Raw genomic sequence first — 17,720 nt, 5'->3', positions numbered from 1 at the left:
CCATCACTCCGCCGGCTGCGGTTCGGCGCCGGAGGCCGACCAGTCGCCCGGCCTTCTCGCCGCCGAGCGGTCGGTTTTCGGCGGCACCGGCGCATCGGGATCGATGCCGACTTCCTCGGCAACCGAGGCCGCCCGCAGCGCCTTGGCGTTGCCGCGCCAGGAATCCCACATGCCGATGATGCCCTTGGGCAGGAACAGCGTGACGGCGACAAACAGTCCGCCCAGCGCAAACAGCCAGAATTCAGGCAGCACGCCGGTGAACCAGGATTTACCGGCATTGACCAGAAGCGCGCCGATGATCGGCCCGACGATGGTGCCGCGCCCGCCGACGGCCGCCCACACCACCACCTCGATCGAATTGGACGGCTCGAATTCGCCAGGGTTGATGATGCCGACCTGCGGCACGTAAAGCGCACCGGCGATGCCGGCCATCACCGCCGACACGGTGAATGCGAACAGTTTGACGTTCTCCGCCCGCCAGCCGAGAAAGCGTGTGCGGCTTTCGGCGTCGCGCACCGCCATCAAAAGCTTGCCGTACTTGGAACCGACGATTGCCCAGGTGACGAAGACGGCAAACGCCAGCATGACGGCGCTGGCCGCGAACAGCGCCGACCGCGTCATGTCGGCCTGCACGTTGAACCCTAGAATGTCCTTGAAATCAGTCAGGCCGTTATTGCCGCCGAAACCCATGTCGTTGCGGAAAAACGCAAGCAGCAGCGCATAGGTCATCGCCTGGGTGATGATCGACAGGTAGACGCCGGTGACGCGGCTGCGGAAGGCAAACCAGCCGAAGACGAAGGCGAGTAGGCCGGGCACCGCAAGCACCATGATCGCGGCAAACCAGAAATGGTCGAAACCATACCAGAACCATGGCAGTTCCTTGTAGTTAAGGAACACCATGAAATCCGGCAGCAGCGGATTGCCGTAGACGCCGCGCGAGCCTATCTGGCGCATCAGATACATGCCCATCGCATAGCCGCCGAGTGCGAAGAAGGCGCCGTGGCCGAGCGAGAGGATGCCGCAATAGCCCCAGACGAGATCGAGCGCCAAGGCGAGCAGTGCATAGCAGAGGTATTTGCCGGTGAGCGCGACGATATAGGACGGCACGTAAAACGCACTTGTCGGCGAGACCGCAAGATTGAGCAGCGGCACGACGATTGCAACCGCCAGCAGGATGAAGATGGTGATGGCGACGCGGCGGTCGGCGCCGGCGGCAAAGAAGCGTCCCGTGATCATGCTTCCACCGACCTGCCCTTTAGCGCGAACAGACCGCGCGGGCGTTTCTGGATGAACAGGATGATCAGCACCAGGACGACGATCTTGCCGAGCACCGCTCCGGCATAAGGCTCGAGGAACTTGTTGACGATGCCGAGCGAGAAGGCGCCGACCAGCGTGCCCCAGAGATTGCCGACACCGCCGAAAACGACAACCATGAAGCTGTCGATGATGTAGCCGCGGCCGAGATTGGGCGAGACGTTGTCGATCTGGCTGAGCGCGACACCGGCGATGCCGGCAATGCCGGAGCCGAGTGCAAACGTCAGGGCGTCCACCCACGGCGTCCTGATGCCCATCGAGGCGGCCATGCGGCGATTGGCGGTGACGGCACGCATCTGCAGCCCCCAGGGCGTGCGTTTCATCACGTAGAGCAGCACAGCGAACACGCCGAGCGCGAATACGAGGATCCAGAGCCGGTTCCAGGTCACGGCAAGCTGGCCGATATTGAACGAGCCGGACATCCAGGACGGGTTGCCGACCTCCTGGTTGGTCGGCCCGAAGATGGTGCGTACGGCCTGCTGCAGGATCAGCGACACACCCCATGTCGCCAGCAGCGTCTCCAGCGGCCGTCCATAGAGGAAGCGGATCAGCCCGCGCTCGATGACAAGGCCGACGAGCGCCGCCACCAGGAAGGCCAGCGGCAGGGCGATGACCAGCGACCAGTCGAACAGACCGGGAAAGGAATTACGGATAACCTCCTGCACGACGAAGGTCGTGTAGGCGCCGAGCATGACCATCTCGCCATGCGCCATGTTGATGACGCCCATGACGCCGAAGGTGATAGCCAGGCCAATCGCCGCCAGCAGCAGCACCGATCCAAGCGATATGCCGTACCAGATATTCTGGCCGGCATCCCACAGCGCCAGCGTCGAATTGATGTTGGGGATCGCCGCGGTCGCCGCGTCCTTCACCGCACCTTCGGAATTGGCCTCTACCGACGTGAGCAGCGACACCGCATCGCGGTCGCCGCGCGCACCGATGAGCGCGATCGCCGCCAGTTTGTCGGCCTCTGGCCAGTCGGAAACGAGAATCGATGCGGCGCGGGCCTGTTCTAGCAGCGCCTTGACGCTTGCCACGCTCTCATTTGCGATCGCGGTGTCGAGCGGCTCGATGTTTGCCGCGTCCGGCGTCTTGAACATTGTGTCGGCGGCGGCAATGCGCACGGCCGGATCCTTGGAGCCAAGCGTCAGTGTGCCCAATGCATCGCGAATGACGCGGCGCAGCGTGTTGTTGACCTTGATCTTGCTGATGTCGGCCTTGGCAGCTTCGCCCGATCTTTCGCCGGTAAGCGCATCGAGCAGCTCGATGCCGTCGCCGCTCTCCTTGCCGACAAAGACCAGTGAATCGGCCTTGCGCACGTAAAGGCTGCCCTCCGCAAGCGCGGCAAGCGGCCGTTCTACGGCCGGATCGCCGGAAGCCGCAAGCTCCCGCACCACGGCTTCTATCGCCGGAAAATTGGCGGCGGTGGCGAATTTGGCTATGACCACGCGCAGATCTGCTTCGCTGGCGTTCGACGGCAGCAGCGTCCCCAGGAGAAGGAGCAGCATCAGGCCAATCGCGCGGATCAGGATCATTGGTTTCTGGTGGCTCTTGAAGATTGAATGTCGCCTCCGGGCAGGCTGGAGGAGGAGCCTGCCCGGAGGCTTGCGGGTCTGGGAGGACAGACCGGGAGGATCAGTTGGTTCCCTTGCCGCCGCATTTGCCGGTGGCAACGTTGAAGTTGCCGCAGGACAGAGGCGCGCGCCAATCGGAGATCAGGTCCTTGGAGTCAGGCAGATAGTCGGACCACTCGTCGCCCATCACCAGGCCGGGCGTCTGCGAGACGGTTTCGAACTGGCCGTCGGCCTGGATTTCGCCGATCAGCACCGGCTTGGTGATGTGATGGTTCGGCATCATCGTCGAATAACCGCCGGTCAGGTTCGGCACCGAGACGCCGACCATGGCGTCGATGACCTTGTCCGGATCGGTGGTGCCGGCCTTCTCGACCGCCTTCACCCACATGTTGAAGCCGATATAATGGGCTTCCATCGGGTCGTTGGTGGTGCGCTTGTCGTTCTTGATGAATTTGTGCCAGTCGGCGATGAACTTCGCGTTCTCGGGTGTGTCGACGCTCTCGAAATAATTCCAGGCGGCGAGATGGCCGACCAGCGGCGCGGTGTCGAGACCGGCAAGCTCTTCCTCACCAACCGAGAAGGCCATGACCGGAATATCCTCGGCCTTGATGCCCTGGTTGCCGAGTTCCTTGTAGAACGGCACATTGGCGTCACCGTTGACGGTCGAGACGACGGCGGTCTTCTTGCCGGCCGAACCGAATTTCTTGATCGCCGAGACTTCGGTCTGCCAGTCGGAGAAGCCGAACGGCGTGTAGTTGACCATGATGTCTTCCGCAGCGACGCCCTTGGCCTTCAGATAGGCCTCGAGGATTTTGTTGGTGGTGCGCGGGTAGACGTAGTCGGTGCCTTCGAGAACCCAGCGCTTCACCGAACCGCCGTCCTCGCTCATCAGATAGTCGACCGCGGGAATGGCTTGCTGGTTCGGCGCCGCACCGGTGTAGAACACGTTGCGCTCGCTCTCCTCGCCTTCGTACTGGACGGGGTAGAACAGGATGTTGTCGAGTTCGCTGAACACCGGCAGCACCGATTTGCGCGACACCGAGGTCCAGCAGCCGAACACCGCCGCGACCTTGTCCTTCGAGATCAGCTCGCGCGCCTTTTCGGCGAATAGCGGCCAGTTGGAAGCCGGATCGACGACCACCGCCTCGAGCTTCTTGCCGAGCAGGCCACCCTTGGCATTCTGCTCTTCGATGAGCATCAGCATGGCGTCCTTCAGCGTCGTCTCCGAGATCGCCATGGTTCCCGACAGCGAATGGAGGATGCCGACCTTGATGGTGTCGTCGGCCGCCTTGGCGGGAACGCTCATCAGCAGGCCGGCGGTGACCACGCCGGCCGAAAACATTTTTGTTATTGTCGAGAAACTGCCCCTCATACTTTTAAACTCCCAAGCTGGTTAACTGCATCGGAACTGACCATGCAACGGCTGTGCCAATCACCGGCGAAAGATCGGAGGGTTTGAGATTTCTCAGCCCTGTCAGTCGGTTAATGTATTAGCCGCAGGAGATGAACCTCGCCTGCCAGGTTTTAAATGAGAAAAGATCACTCGTATCAGCCTAAGTTTTACTCATATACAGGCCAATGCCCGAATTTTGAGCAGCATCATATGAGCGCTGGCGAGGATTGCAGCGCCGGAGCGAAATGAGGCAAGTTCGAACCCTTAACGGGGGACCTCCATGGCCTTCAGAGCTTCTTGCATTTTCACCGCCATTCTTCTGTTGGCGGCGACGACCGTAGCGCGCGCCGGCTTCAGCGACGGCAAGCTGCCGGACGGCTCCTATCATTGCGAAGTCTATCTGCTTGGCATGTTCCTCAGCCTCGGCGACATCACCATCAAGGGAAACGTCTATAGCGGTCCGGTGAGCTTCGGCATCGCGCCGCAAAGCTACAATTACCAGATGGATGCAGACGGCGTGATCACCTGGCTGGGTCCGCTGGGCGGCTACACCAGTGGCGGCAACTCGATCTCGCTTACGCAGGCGACGCTGGAAAGCGGAACCACCCCGTCCTTCGACATCATCATGAAGCAGCCAGACGGCGCCTTTACCGCCTCGACCTGCACGAAGCGTTGAAAGTACGGAACCTGGCGAGGTTCCGTACTCCGAAGTAGAAGCCGCCTAGCTCTCCGCCGCCATGTCGAGCGCCAGCCGGGTCATATCGGTGAAAAGGCCCTGGCGTTCGGAATAGTCGGTCTGCTCGCCGGTTGCCACATTGTCGACGACGGTCAGGATCGACAGCGCCCGGGCGCCGAAATCGGCCGCAATGCGGTAGAGTGCGCTGGTTTCCATATCCACGGCGAGCGCCCCCTGTGCCTGTGCTTCGGCAAAGCGTTCGCGCCCCAGCGGATGATAAAAAATATCGCTGCAGATGGTCAGCCCGGCCCGATGGTCGATGCCGAGTTCCGCAGCCCGGGCCAACGCCTGGGCCAACAATGCCGGATCGGGGCCGGCATCGGCACGATAGAGCCCAAAAACCTGGCCGCTCTCCGCATTTTCGCCACGTACCGATTGCGCGATCACCAGGCTGCGCAGCACCACCTCAGCGGTCAGGCCTCCGCAGGTGCCGGTGCGGATCAACGTTTTCGCACCGTAGAAATCCAGCAGCTCGTGCACGTAGACCAGGAATGACGGGACGCCGATGCCGGTGGACTGGACGCTGACAGGCTTGCCGCGAAACAACCCGGTAAAGCCGAGCGCGCCGCGGCGGCGGTTGACGCAGCGCGGCGCTTCCAGAAAGGTCTCCGCCATCCATTCAGCGCGCTGAGGGTCGCCCGGCAGCAGCACCGCGCTTGCGTAGTCGCCTTTGCTAGCCTCGTTGTGTGGCGTCACGGCATGCTTTCCAAAACCCGTCGCCCGTTTCGCCTGCAATCATGGCAGTCTCACGACATTGCGCAAGCGGAGCGTTGGAAGGGTCAGGATTCCAGCATGTCCTTTACGATCGTGGCCAATTGCTTGAGCGAAAACGGCTTCGGCAAGAAGCCGAAATGCGCGTCGGCCGGCAAGTTCTTGGCGAACGCGTCTTCGGCATAGCCGGACACGAAGATAAACTTGATGTCGGGCTGCCGTTTGCGCAATTCGCCAAGCAGCGTCGGGCCATCCATTTCCGGCATCACCACGTCCGACACCACGACGTCGACCTTGCCGCCGAGCGCTTCGTAGACCTCAAGCGCCTCGACGCCCGACGACGCCTCGTGGACGGTGTAGCCGCGCGATTTCAGCGCCCGCATGCCGCCCATGCGCACGGCGTCCTCGTCCTCGACCAGCAGCACCGTGGCCGAGCCCGACAGATCCTTGGCTGAGTCGGCGATCTTGGCAGGGGCGGCCGGCACTTCTCCAGCCTCGCCCGCCTTCCTTGCCTCCGCAATGTGCCGCGGCAGGAAGATGCGGAACACGGATCCCTTGCCAACTTCGGAATCGCAGAAGATGAAGCCGCCTGTCTGCTTGATGATGCCATAGACCATGGACAGGCCGAGTCCGGTTCCCTTGCCAACCTCCTTTGTCGTGAAGAAGGGCTCGAAGATCTTTTTCAGCACATCAGGCGCGATGCCGCTGCCGCTGTCCTCGACCTCGACCAGCACATAGTCGGCCGGAGTAAGTTCGCGGTAGGAAAAGGTCTTGCACTCTCCGGCGCTGACGTTGCGGGTGCGTACGGTGAGCTCGCCGCCGGCCGGCATCGCATCGCGCGCATTGACCGCCAGATTGACCACCACTTGCTCGAACTGCCCGATATCGACCCTGACCGGCCACAGGTCGCGGCCATGGTCGATCTTGAGCTTGATGTCGTTGCCGACCAGCCGGGCAAGCAGCATCCTGAGATCGGCGAGCACGTCGGTCAGGTTGAGCACCTCCGGCCGCAGCGTCTGCTTGCGCGAGAAGGCCAGCAACTGCCGCACCAGCGAGGCCGCCCGGTTGGCATTCTGCTTGATGTTCATGATGTCCGGGAATGACGGATCGGACGGCCGGTGGTTGGTCAACAGCAGGTCCGAGGCCATGATGATGGCGGTCAGCACATTGTTGAAATCATGCGCGATGCCGCCGGCGAGTTGGCCGACCGCCTGCATCTTCTGGCTCTGCGCCATCTGGCCCTCGAGGGCCTTTTGCTCAGTGGTCTCCACGGCATAGACGATGGCCGATTCCTCGGCGCCCTCGCCACCGGTTCCGTCTGCGACCGCGTTGACGTAGAAGCGTATGTGGCGCTCCTCATTGCCGGGCAGCACCGTATCGATCGGCTCGATGTCAGCCTGTTGCTGGCGTGCCTTTTCAAAGGCCGCGGCGAAAGCCGGCCGGTCGCGCTCGTGGATCACCGTATCCAGCCGCACACGCCGATCGACCGCGTCGCGGTCGACGACCGAGGAAAACAGCGACAGGAACGGCGCATTGGTGCGCAGGATGCGGCCGGCATGGTCGACGCCGGCTATCGCCATCGGCGTCGAGTTGAAGAACCGCGTGAAGCGTATTTCCGATGCGCGGAGGTCGGCCGAAGCGTCCTCGCCTTGCGTCCGGTTGAGCACGATGGTGCGAGTCGGGCCGTTGAGCCCCTCTCGGCTGGCCGAGACACGATGCATGAAGCGCACCGGCAGCGCCTCGCCAGTCATCGTCGTCAGATCGAGGTCGATAACGGCATTGCGCGTGGTACCAGCGTCGGCCTTGACCGAACGGACCAGCGCCATGCCGTCGCCGGCGACGATCTCCGGCAGCGTGATGGCGCCGGGAGTGAAGCTGGCCAGGTCGATGCCCAGCCACTCCGCAAGGGTCGCGTTGATATAGGTGACGCGGCCTTCCTGGTCGGCCGAAAAGAAACCGGCCGGCGCATGGTCGAGGTGATCGATCGCCTTTTGCAGGTCGAGAAAGAACCGCTCCTGCTCGGCCCGTTCCTGCGAGATATCGGCAAGCTGCCAGGCAAGCATGGGCAGCCGCTGGCCGGGAACGCTGAAGGCGCGGGCCCGAACGCGGTACCAGCGCGCGCCCGGTTCGGCGCCTGGCCGAATGGACTGCGCGAGCCGAAACTCGCCGTCGCCCGGCTGGCCGTCCCGCAGGCCTGACGCCAGCCGGTATATGGTCACCGAGGCCTCGGGAACGTCTGAAAGCAAAGCTTCGACCGTCTTGAGGTCGGCGGCCGACTCGGCACCCGTCATATCGGCGTAGGTCCGGTTGGCGTAGATGATACGGCCTTTGGTGTCGGTGACCAGGAGACCTTGCGACATCGAATCGACGAAAGCTTTCGACAGTTCGTCGCTTGTCGAGCGCGGCGTGATGTGCACGAAGCCGATCGCAGTGGCGAATAGAAAGCCGACGCCGATCATCGCCAGCACGCCAAGCATGCCGAGCAGGAATGGATCGCCAAGGCGCTCGCGGAAAAGGCCGAAGACGATCGCTGCCCCAGTCAGGACGACGATGAAGACGATGAGCCGGGTGACCGCTCCCGGCCGCGTGTTCTGGTGGACGATAGGTACCGGATAGAAATCGCCGCGCGCTTCCTTGGCCATGTGCCCCCTGCTCGTGAATTCCGGTGTCGGTTGAATCATATTCTCAGGGTTGGGAAAAGGCCCGGCTGCAGATGTCCGCTAAAAATGACGCCGTTCGGCTCCCGGCGTTTCAAGCTGTTCACGAAGCGTGAAAGGCAACTTGCGGTGGCCTGCCGCAACAGTCTAGTGTCGCCTCTCTTCGAAAGCTGATTTTGGGGGAACCAATGCTGCAATGGCTGGATGGCGTGGCGGGTCCTGGTTATGCCGCAGCAATCCTATGGACGTTTGCAGTACTTGTCCTTCTGCTCATCATTCTTCTTATCATCAGGCTGGTCCGCAGCCTGACGTTCGGGACATTCGTCGCCGGCGGCAGGAACCGCAAGACGCGGCTGGCTGTCATGGATGCCACAGCGGTCGACAGTCACCGGCGGCTGGTGCTGGTGCGCCGTGACGATATCGAGCACCTGCTCTTGATCGGTGGTCCGACCGACGTCGTCGTCGAGCGCGACATCAGGCTCTCGGCGTTGCGGCGCCCGGCATTGACCGGAGACAACGGCCACCAGCCGGCAGCAAGGTCGGCTTCGATCACAGCCGCGCCGGCGAGGCAAGCGCCACCGCCGCCGGCTAGCGTAACCGCGCCCCCTGTCCGAGCCCGCCAGACGGCGACGATGCCGGCAACAATGCCGGCGCCGGCGCCGAAACCGGCATCGAACGTCACACCGTTGCCAAGTTATGGATCCGTCAACGCCAATGCCTCGCGGCATGCGCAGCCGCCGGCAAGACAGGACTCCCCGGCAAGATACGAGCCGCCGGCACAGCACGAGTCGATTGACGATGCTCTGATGAAGGAGCTGGAGGTTTCCCTCGACGAGCCACGCTTCAGCCAAACGCCGAGCAAGCCGGTGGCGAAGGCATCGCCCTCTCTCGACGACGAGATGACGAAGCTCCTCGGCGAGTTGTCCAATCAGAAAAGATAGGCCGATAGCGAACGGCCAATGAAAATGGCCGGAAAACCGGCCATTTTGAACGCTTTACCGATGCCGCTGTTTTTCCCGGCGACTCAGTCGTCGCGGTAGACCTTCTCGCGCCGCTCATGGCGCTCCTGTGCCTCGATCGACAAGGTGGCGATCGGGCGCGCATCGAGCCGCTTCAGCGCGATCGGCTCGCCCGTCTCCTCGCAATAACCGTAAGTGCCTTCGTCAAGGCGCTGGAGGGCCGAATCGATCTTGGAGATGAGTTTTCGCTGGCGATCGCGGGCGCGAAGTTCGATGGCGCGGTCGGTTTCGGAGGAGGCGCGATCGGCGAGGTCGGGGTGGTTGGCGTTTTCCTGCTGCAGGATTTCGAGAGTTTCGCGCGCTTCGCGCAAGATGTCGTTCTTCCAGGTGACGAGCTTCATGCGAAAGTAGGATTTCTGCCGCTCGTTCATGAACGGCTCGTCTTCGGAGGGCACGTAATCGGCGGTAACGATGTCGTTCATTCGACTCACCCAACAAACCCCAAATTTGGCGCCTATATATTCGCGGACCGAAAGCTGCACAAGGTCAATCGACAACAGTTTCACGCAATTGTTAGTCTCGGACAAACCAGCATCTGCGATGCCCTTTTTGCGAAGAATACGACCGAATCCGTACATGATTCGCTATGCTTGAGGGGTGCTTGCCATTGCGCACGGAGCTCTTCTGATGGCAAATCCTGCGGCGTGCTGACGGGTTCGGTGCCCGGCACAACGGGGATCCGGTGACCAGACTTTACCTGCTGAGGCATGCGAAGGCCGGCTGGGCGCTGCCTGGCGTGGCTGACTTCGATCGCCCGCTCGATCCATCCGGCTTCGCCGATGCCGAAGCGATGGGCGTGCTGATGCGTTCCCGCAAATACGCACCGGCCCTCACCCTTTGCTCAAGCGCCAAGCGCGCCCGCCAGACGCTGGAAAGCTTGGCTGGCCAGACGGACACGGGCCGGGTGCTGTTCTGTGACACCCTCTACAGCGACGATGCCGCCGCGTACCTCACTGCCATCCGGCAGAATGGCGGGCTGGATGCCTTGCTCGTCATCGGCCACAATCCGATGATTGAGGATCTCGCCATGGCGCTCTCAGGCGACGGCAACGAGACCGCGCGGGCCATGCTGAACCACGGCTTCCCGACCTCCGCACTTGCGGTGGTCCGGTTCAACGGCAGACTTGCCGAGGCTGCGCCAGGCACCGGCTATCTCGAAGCCTTCCTGACGCCTGCCGATATCTGAGGCCATTTCAAAGCCGCCCATCAAAGCCTATATCGGATCCTGACCGGCCCGCGAGAACAGATTTGGCATCATCGCTGACGACTTTTACCGACGAGGCGAAGATTGCCTTGGATACGTTGTCAGGCCGCGCTGCCGGGCTTTTCGCTCCGTCACTGCGTCTTGGCGTGACCGGGCTGTCCCGCGCCGGCAAGACGGTGTTCATCTCGGCCCTTGTGCACAATCTGGTCCATGGCGGACGCTTGCCGCTGTTTGAGGCACAAAAATCGGGGCGCATCGCCCGCGCTTTTCTCGAAGAGCAGCCGGACGACGCCGTACCACGCTTCCAGTACGAGGATCACATCGCGGCTCTTGTCGACGACCGCGTCTGGCCGGATTCGACGCGTGCGATTTCCGAACTGAGGCTCACCATCGAATACGAATCGGCCTCTGGTTGGAGCCGCATGTTTTCCGCCGGCAAATTGTCGGTCGACATCGTCGATTATCCCGGCGAATGGCTGCTCGACCTGCCACTGCTCGGCAAGTCCTACGCCGATTTTTCGCGTGAGGCCTTCGAGATGGCCGTGTTGCCGGTGCGTGTCGATCTTTCGCGGGAATGGCGGGCGCTCTCCGATGCGGTCGACCCCAGCGCCGAGGCCGACGAGATGACGGCGCGCCGTCTCGCCGAGAGCTTCGCGGCCTATCTCAAGGCCTGCAAGCTCGACGAACGGGCGCTTTCGACCTTGCCGCCCGGCCGCTTCCTGATGCCCGGCGATCTTGAAGGCTCGCCCGCTCTCACCTTCGCGCCGCTGCCGAATCTGGGCGGCCGGCGCGCCCGCTCGGGATCGCTGCAGGCTATGATGGAGCGGCGCTACGAGGCTTACAAGACGCATGTCGTCAAACCGTTCTTTCGCGAACACATCACGCGTCTCGACCGCCAGATCGTGCTCATCGACGCATTGCAGGCATTGAATGCCGGCCCCGGTGCGATGGCCGATCTGGAGCGCGCGGTCACCGAAATCCTGTCCTGTTTCCGGCCCGGCCGGGGCAACTTCCTGACCGACGTGTTTTCGAGGCGTATCGACCGCATATTGGTGGCCGCGACCAAGGCCGACCATCTGCACCACGAAAGCCACGACCGGCTGCAGGCGATCGTGCGGCGGCTAGCCGACCGAGCCGTGGCGCGGGCGAATTTCACCGGCGCCGACGTCGACGTCGTCGCTATGGCTGCCATGCGCGCGACCCGGGAAGGCACGGTCAAGCAGGGCCGCGAGACTTTGCCGGTCATTATCGGCACGCCATTGCGCGGCGAAAAAATCGATGGCGAAACCTTTGACGGAAAGACCGAAACAGCCATATTTCCCGGTGACTTGCCGGAGAAAGTTGATGCGGTGTTCGACGTTTCCGAATCGACCCGCCCGCAAAACAATGACGACCCCGCGATCCGCTTCGTGCGCTTTCGCCCGCCGAAACTCGAGCGCACCGCCGAGGGTGTGACGCTGTCGCTGCCGCATATCAGGCTCGACCGCGCGCTGCAGTTCCTGATCGGAGATCATCTCGCATGAGTGCGCCCCGCAGACCGGCGGCCTTTCGCATAGAGCCGGAGCCCCAGCAAAAGGAAGATTCGACGGCTCACCATGCTGCGTCCGAGGCCGCGCCGCCGCGAAAGCCACGTACCGTGACGGCGGATCTTGCCGTGGTCACACCGGCGGAGATCGACGTCTTCGACGAGCCTGATATCGTCGCTGCCGAACCGCCGCCGGCGATTGCGCCGCGAAAACGTTCGCCGCTTGGCAGCCTGTTCTTCGGCGCGCTGGGCGTTCTGGTTTCGCTCGCCGTCGGCCTCTGGACCGACCAGCTGATTCGCGACCTGTTCGAGCGCGCCGAGTGGCTGGGCTGGCTGGCTGCCGCTATGGCCGCGATCGCCATCCTGGCGCTTCTGATCATCCTCGTGCGCGAATTCATGGCGATTGCCCGCCTTGCCGAGGTCGAAAAGTTGCAGAAGCGGGCGCTCGATGCGATTGCCCGTGACGATCCGAAGGCCGCCCGCGCCGTGGTCGACGAGTTGTCGGTCTTTGTCTCGGCCAAGCCTGAAACCGCGGCCGGCAGGCGCTCGCTGGCCGAATTGCGCGGCGAGATCATTGACGGCGGCAATCTGGTGCGGCTGGCCGAGACCGAGATACTCGGCCCGCTCGATGCCCGCGCCAGGGTGATGATCCTCGAAGCGGCGAAGCGCGTCTCCCTGGTGACCGCGGTCAGCCCCCGCGCGCTGGTCGACGTCGCTTATGTCGTGTTCGAAGCCGGCCGGTTGATTCGCCGGCTGTCGGAGCTTTATGGCGGCCGCCCCGGCACGCTTGGCTTTTTTCGCCTGGCGCGCAGCGTTCTGGCCCATCTCGCGGTCACCGGGTCGATCGCCGTCGGCGACAGTTTCGTCCAGCAGATCGTCGGCCACGGCCTTGCCGCCCGGCTCTCGGCCAAGCTCGGCGAAGGCGTCGTCAACGGCATGATGACTGCGCGCATCGGCATTGCAGCGATGGAAACCGCAAGGCCCCTGCCCTTTTACGCGGTCAGGCGGCCCGGATTGGGCGATTTCCTCTCCGCGCTGACCTCCTTTGCAGCAAAGAAAGAAAAAGAAACATCCGCTTCCGGAACGTGACTATTGCCTTGGGGTGACAAAGCATTAACCAATCTTGTCCATGGTCGGAAGCGTCCAAACCAGTCTCTTTGTTGCCGGGTGTCGTCGATGAAAAGCGTTATTCTGTCCAGCGGGCTGCCCGTGGCGCTCGCGCTTGTCGCAACCGTCGGCATTGCCGGAAAGACCTCGGCGGCGGAACCGGACAAGCAGTTCTTTCGATCGGTCGAAGGCAAATGGGTCGGCCCCGGGGAAATCGTTGCCGGCAAATACAAGGGCACGAAATTCACCTGCAGCTTCATCGGCTCGACGCCTGACGGCAAGGTCGGCATGTCGCTCGACGGCGGCTGCCGGGTAGGCATGTTCACCCAGCAGATGTCGGCAACGATCGAACACAAGGGCCGGCAGGGCTACAAGGGCAGCTTTATGGGCGGGGCCGCCGGCTCCGGCCTCGACATTATCGGCGGCAATGTCGTCGATGCGCACAAGGTGGTTTTCACCATCAATCGCAATCAGTTGCGCGGCGTTATGCAGGCGCTTGTCCCCGACGACAATTCAATGACGGTGACCGTTGCCGTGCGCGTCGACCAGCAGCTGGTCCCGGTCATCGGCATGAAGCTGAAGCGGATCGATGCAGTCGAGGTCGGCTCCATAACGCCGAACTGACTTTCAGCGTGAGAAAAGGCGGCAACCAAACGGCGCCGCCCTCTTTTGATTTGCAAATAAGTGCTCAGCCCTTGATCGCGGCAATCACCTCGTCATAGGCCTTGCAGGCCTCAGCCGCTGTCGTGCCGCCCTGATATTTGGTTGTGACCGCCTGGACCTTGGCCCCGAGGTCGGCTGCCTTGGCCGGATCCTTGGTAATCGCAGCCTGAAGTGCCGCAGTCATGTCCTGGGCCTTCTTGGTCAGCATCTCGGTCGTGCACTCCGGCGCCTTCGAACAGGCAGAACCGGCAAGTGCCGCGATGCCAACGGCAAGCAGCAAGAACTTCCTCATGTCAGTCATCTCCTCAAAAAAGGTCGCGACTTGATCGTCGCTCGCCCTTCACTGGCCGAAGCCGGGCGTCCTTAGCGCCGGATTGCTGGAACAAGCAACGCCTGGGAGCCCATTATCCTGTTCAGTGCGCCTGCAATATCGCCTTCACAACGCGCCGGATTCGCACTGTTCGATCCGCCCCGTAGCCCCTATCTTGGCCGCTTGTTGCAAGAGAGCGGAACGGCAGGCATGGCGGCAGAGGCATCGAACGGCGATCTGATCCAGGTGGTGGCGCTGCTTGCCGCCGGCGTCGTTGCGGTGCCGATCTTCAGGCGTTTGGGACTTGGCTCCATCCTCGGCTATTTGGCGGCCGGCGTCGTGATCGGCCCATTCGGGCTGCGCATTTTTTCCGAATCGGAAGCCATTCTTCATGTCGCCGAACTCGGCGTCGTTATGTTCCTGTTCATCATCGGGCTGGAGATGCAGCCGTCACGGCTATGGGGCCTGCGTCGCGAGATTTTCGGGCTTGGCGCGCTGCAGGTCGGCGTCTGCGCGGTCCTGCTGACCGGCGTCGGCCTTGCGGGAGGTTTCCCGATCGCGCAATCCTTCGTCGCCGGCGCCGGTTTCGTACTCACCTCGACGGCAATCGTCATGCAATTGCTGGAAGAACGCGGCGAACTGGCCACGCCCAAGGGCCAGCGCATCGTCTCGGTCCTGCTTTTGGAAGACCTGGCCATCGTGCCATTGCTGGCGCTGATCGCCTTCCTCGCGCCGGGCGGCGCCGATATGAGCCTGTCGGATCGGTTGACGGAGGTCGGCATCGGCCTTGCCGCGATCGTCGGGCTGGTGCTTGCAGGACGCTATCTGCTCAATCCGTTCTTCCGTATCCTGGCGGATGCGCGCGCCCGTGAGGTGATGACCGCAGCCGCCCTTCTGGTCGTGCTCGGGTCGGCGCTCGCCATGCAGCTTTCCGGCCTGTCGATGGCCATGGGCGCCTTCCTGGCCGGCGTGCTTTTGTCGGAATCGACCTTCCGCCATCAGCTGGAGGCCGACATCGAACCGTTCCGCGGCATTCTGCTCGGGCTGTTCTTCCTCGCCGTCGGCATGTCGCTCGACCTGCATGTGATCGTCGTCAACTGGCAGCTCATTGCCATCTATGTCGTCGCCTACATGATGATGAAGGCGATCGGCATCTATATCGTCGCCCGCATTCTCAAAACCGGCCACCGGGAAGCGCTCGAGCGCGCGGTCTTCATGGCGCAAGGCGGCGAATTCGCCTTCGTCCTCTATTCCGCAGCGGCGGCTGTCGGTATCATCGATAGCCAGGCCAATGCGATGCTGACCGCCATCGTCATCATTTCCATGGTGCTGACGCCCTTAGCGATCATAGCATTGCGGTATCTGACGCCACGCGACGAGCAGTCGCTTGAAGGCGTCGATGTCGCCGACGGCCTGACCGGCAGCGTGCTGATCATCGGCTTTGGCCGGTTCGGCCAGATCGCCAGCCAGCCGCTTTTGTTGCGCGGCATCGACGTCTCGATCATCGACAATGAGGTCGAGATGATCCAGGCAGCGGCCGATTTCGGCTTCAAGGTCTATTACGGCGACGGCACGCGGCTGGACATCCTGCGTGCCGCGGGAGCCGGGCGCGCACGCGCCGTGCTGATCTGCGTTGACAAGCCCGATGCCGCCGTGCGCATCGCCGAGCTCATCAAGGCGGAGTTTCCGTTGCTGACGGTGCTGGCGCGGGCTTTCGACCGCGGCACGGCGTTGCAGCTCATTCGTGCCGGCGTCGACTATCAGCTCCGCGAGACGTTCGAATCGGCGCTTGTCTTCGGCGGCTCGACACTGGAAGCTCTCGGCGTCGATCCGGAAGAGGTCGCCGAGGTAGTCGAGGACGTCCGCCGCCGCGATGCTGCCCGTTTCGAACTTCAACAGGCAGAAGGCATCCGCGCCGGGCGGCGCTTCCTCAAAGGCAATATCGGCACCCCCATCCCGACGCCGCTCAGCACGCCACGGCGCGTGGGCCAGGCGCTCAACGAGGAGACCGCCGGCGTGCTGCAGAAATCCGAACCGGCCGATTAAACGTTGGAAAGACGCGAATGATGAACGAACTGGACGAGCGCGCTGTCTCCATCACCAGATTCTGGCGCGACGCCGGGGAGGACGCGTGGTTCGAGAAGAACGACGCCTTTGATGCCGACTTCCGCACCCGGTTTCTCGATCTGCACTTTGCCGCCGCCCGCCGCGAATGCGACGGCTGGTCCGAACACGCCGAAGGGTCGCTGGCACTGATGATCCTGCTCGACCAGTTTCCGCGAAACTGCTTTCGCGCCACCGGCCACATGTACGCCACGGACCCGCTGGCGCGGCATTTCGCCGGGAAAGCGATCGCTGCCGGCCATGACCTGGCACTCGACGAAGAGCTCCGCGTTTTTCTCTATCTGCCCTATGAGCATTCGGAGGACCTCGCCGATCAGCTCAAATCGGCAGAGCTTACCGCCGCCAAAGCCCCGATCTATCTGAAATATGCGATCGAGCATCGCGACATCATCCAGCGCTTCGGCCGCTTTCCGCATCGAAACAGGATGCTTGGCCGCGAGACGACACCGGACGAACAAATGTTCCTCGACGGAGGTGGGTTCTCCGGCTGATTTCAGGCACCGATGGCGGCAGCGTCAGGTTTTCCACCAATCCCGGCCTGACGGCAGCCGTTCAATGCCCGATGTGTCGACGGCGGCCAGCCGTTCCGATACGCTCTTGCCGTCGACCACAAGCTCCGGCGCAATTTCTGCCAGCGGCGCCAGCACGAAGGCGCGCTCCAGCATGCGCGGATGCGGCACCTCCAGTCCGGTCTCGTGGATGATGCGGTCGCCGAACACCAGAATGTCGATATCGATCAGGCGTGGACCCCAGCGCTCCTCGCGCACCCGCTTCAGTTTTCGCTCGGCGTCGAGGCAAAGGTCGAGCAAAGCCCGTGGCGCGAGCGCGGTCGAGATTTCGGCCGCCGCGTTGAGGAAATCCGGCTGATCGAGCTTGCCCCAGGGCGGCGTGCGGTAGAGCGACGAAACGGCAACGACGCGCGTTCTCTCGTTGGCATCCAGAATGCCCAGTGCCGCAGCCATCGACTTCGCCGGATCACCGAGATTGCCGCCAAGGCTGAGATAGACGGTGTTGTTGTTGTTACTATTCTGGCCAGACAACGGTCACCTCGACATGATCGAGCACACCCGGCACCGGGGCGTTCGGCTTGCGCACGGTGATCTCGGCCTTTTTGATCTGCGGAAACCGCGCCGTCAGCGCCCTCGCCACTTCGAGCGCCAGCGCTTCGATCAGAAAGCGCCGTTCGCCGGTAATGATCTTCTCGATGACCGCAAAGGCGATGCCGTAATTGACGGTGTCCTCGATGGAATCCTCGACCAGCGCCCGCCCGGGATCCACCGTGAGTGCCGCATCGACATAAAAGCGCTGGCCGAGCGTCTCTTCTTCGTCCAGCACACCGTGCCGGGCAAAGAAGGCGCAGTTCTTCATGCGGATGACATACAT

17 protein-coding genes are annotated in these 17,720 nt (G+C 62.7%); 8 read left to right on the top strand and 9 right to left on the bottom strand.

The annotated features are described in order from the left end of the window. Nucleotides 1-3: 3 nt before the first annotated feature. From urtC to urtA, 3 genes are all read right to left on the bottom strand, one after another. Nucleotides 4-1,236, bottom strand: a complete 1,233-nt coding sequence (gene urtC / locus NKJ91_RS11825) for an urea ABC transporter permease subunit UrtC (protein ID WP_352455696.1) — start codon at nucleotides 1,234-1,236, stop codon at nucleotides 4-6. After that, nucleotides 1,233-2,849 carry an urea ABC transporter permease subunit UrtB gene (urtB, locus tag NKJ91_RS11820; protein WP_352455695.1) on the bottom strand — a complete coding sequence of 539 codons (1,617 nt, stop codon included), beginning with the start codon at nucleotides 2,847-2,849 and terminating at the stop codon, nucleotides 1,233-1,235. The genes urtC and urtB overlap by 4 nt, the downstream gene beginning before the upstream one ends. A 100-nt stretch (nucleotides 2,850-2,949) precedes the next feature. Then, the gene (gene urtA, locus NKJ91_RS11815; protein WP_352455694.1) at nucleotides 2,950-4,260 is read right to left on the bottom strand and encodes an urea ABC transporter substrate-binding protein; all 1,311 of its coding nucleotides are present in this window, start codon (nucleotides 4,258-4,260) and stop codon (nucleotides 2,950-2,952) included. Between the two features lie 301 nt (nucleotides 4,261-4,561). Between urtA and NKJ91_RS11810 the strand changes: the two genes are divergently transcribed. After that, nucleotides 4,562-4,957: a hypothetical protein gene (locus NKJ91_RS11810; protein WP_352455693.1), complete on the top strand. Its 396-nt coding sequence runs from the start codon at nucleotides 4,562-4,564 to the stop codon at nucleotides 4,955-4,957. Nucleotides 4,958-5,002: 45 nt separating this feature from the next. Here the strand turns inward: NKJ91_RS11810 and NKJ91_RS11805 are convergent, their stop codons facing one another. After that, on the bottom strand, nucleotides 5,003-5,713 hold the full coding sequence (locus NKJ91_RS11805; protein WP_352455692.1) for a purine-nucleoside phosphorylase: 711 nt from the start codon (nucleotides 5,711-5,713) through the stop codon (nucleotides 5,003-5,005). 83 nt (nucleotides 5,714-5,796) lie between these two features. Next, a complete protein-coding gene (gene cckA / locus NKJ91_RS11800; RefSeq protein WP_352455691.1) occupies nucleotides 5,797-8,370 on the bottom strand; it encodes a cell cycle histidine kinase CckA in 2,574 nt (857 codons plus the stop codon). A 203-nt stretch (nucleotides 8,371-8,573) separates the two neighbouring features. On the opposite strand from cckA, the gene NKJ91_RS11795 reads away from it, so the two are divergent. Beyond that, nucleotides 8,574-9,326, top strand: coding sequence for a hypothetical protein (locus NKJ91_RS11795; protein WP_352455690.1), 753 nt, complete (start codon nucleotides 8,574-8,576; stop codon nucleotides 9,324-9,326). Nucleotides 9,327-9,409: 83 nt separating this feature from the next. On the opposite strand, the gene dksA is transcribed toward NKJ91_RS11795, so the two are convergent. Further along, entirely contained in the window at nucleotides 9,410-9,826 is a 417-nt protein-coding gene (dksA, locus tag NKJ91_RS11790) for an RNA polymerase-binding protein DksA (RefSeq protein WP_023674847.1), read from the bottom strand. Nucleotides 9,827-10,086: 260 nt separating this feature from the next. On the opposite strand from dksA, the gene NKJ91_RS11785 reads away from it, so the two are divergent. The 4 genes from NKJ91_RS11785 to NKJ91_RS11770 all read left to right on the top strand — a co-directional run bounded on the left by NKJ91_RS11785 (nucleotide 10,087) and on the right by NKJ91_RS11770 (nucleotide 13,864). Next, nucleotides 10,087-10,590 (top strand): SixA phosphatase family protein, encoded by a 504-nt coding sequence (locus tag NKJ91_RS11785; RefSeq protein WP_352455689.1) that lies wholly within the window; start codon nucleotides 10,087-10,089, stop codon nucleotides 10,588-10,590. A 62-nt stretch (nucleotides 10,591-10,652) separates the two neighbouring features. Then, the gene (locus tag NKJ91_RS11780; RefSeq protein WP_352455688.1) at nucleotides 10,653-12,131 is read left to right on the top strand and encodes a YcjX family GTP-binding protein; all 1,479 of its coding nucleotides are present in this window, start codon (nucleotides 10,653-10,655) and stop codon (nucleotides 12,129-12,131) included. Beyond that, nucleotides 12,128-13,222, top strand: a complete 1,095-nt coding sequence (locus NKJ91_RS11775) for a YcjF family protein (protein WP_352455687.1) — start codon at nucleotides 12,128-12,130, stop codon at nucleotides 13,220-13,222. The genes NKJ91_RS11780 and NKJ91_RS11775 overlap by 4 nt, the downstream gene beginning before the upstream one ends. 87 nt (nucleotides 13,223-13,309) lie before the next feature. Further along, nucleotides 13,310-13,864, top strand: coding sequence for a hypothetical protein (locus NKJ91_RS11770; RefSeq protein WP_023674843.1), 555 nt, complete (start codon nucleotides 13,310-13,312; stop codon nucleotides 13,862-13,864). Nucleotides 13,865-13,928: 64 nt separating this feature from the next. Here the strand turns inward: NKJ91_RS11770 and NKJ91_RS11765 are convergent, their stop codons facing one another. Then, entirely contained in the window at nucleotides 13,929-14,195 is a 267-nt protein-coding gene (locus tag NKJ91_RS11765; protein ID WP_352455686.1) for a hypothetical protein, read from the bottom strand. A gap of 228 nt (nucleotides 14,196-14,423) precedes the next feature. On the opposite strand from NKJ91_RS11765, the gene NKJ91_RS11760 reads away from it, so the two are divergent. Both NKJ91_RS11760 and NKJ91_RS11755 read left to right on the top strand, forming a co-directional pair. Then, nucleotides 14,424-16,259, top strand: coding sequence for a monovalent cation:proton antiporter-2 (CPA2) family protein (locus NKJ91_RS11760; protein WP_352455685.1), 1,836 nt, complete (start codon nucleotides 14,424-14,426; stop codon nucleotides 16,257-16,259). 17 nt (nucleotides 16,260-16,276) lie between these two features. Then, nucleotides 16,277-16,828 (top strand): DUF924 family protein, encoded by a 552-nt coding sequence (locus tag NKJ91_RS11755; RefSeq protein WP_502894566.1) that lies wholly within the window; start codon nucleotides 16,277-16,279, stop codon nucleotides 16,826-16,828. 24 nt (nucleotides 16,829-16,852) lie between these two features. Here the strand turns inward: NKJ91_RS11755 and folK are convergent, their stop codons facing one another. Next, a complete protein-coding gene (gene folK, locus NKJ91_RS11750; RefSeq protein ID WP_352455684.1) occupies nucleotides 16,853-17,377 on the bottom strand; it encodes a 2-amino-4-hydroxy-6-hydroxymethyldihydropteridine diphosphokinase in 525 nt (174 codons plus the stop codon). Then, nucleotides 17,361-17,720, bottom strand: a complete 360-nt coding sequence (gene folB, locus NKJ91_RS11745; RefSeq protein WP_023674838.1) for a dihydroneopterin aldolase — start codon at nucleotides 17,718-17,720, stop codon at nucleotides 17,361-17,363. Before folB ends, folK begins: the two co-directional genes overlap by 17 nt.

It is taken from the genome of Mesorhizobium sp. M0040 (assembly GCF_040323505.1).
Lineage (GTDB): Bacteria > Pseudomonadota > Alphaproteobacteria > Rhizobiales > Rhizobiaceae > Mesorhizobium.
Note: the sequence above shows the minus strand (reverse complement) of the source record. Positions and strands in the feature narration are given on the sequence as shown.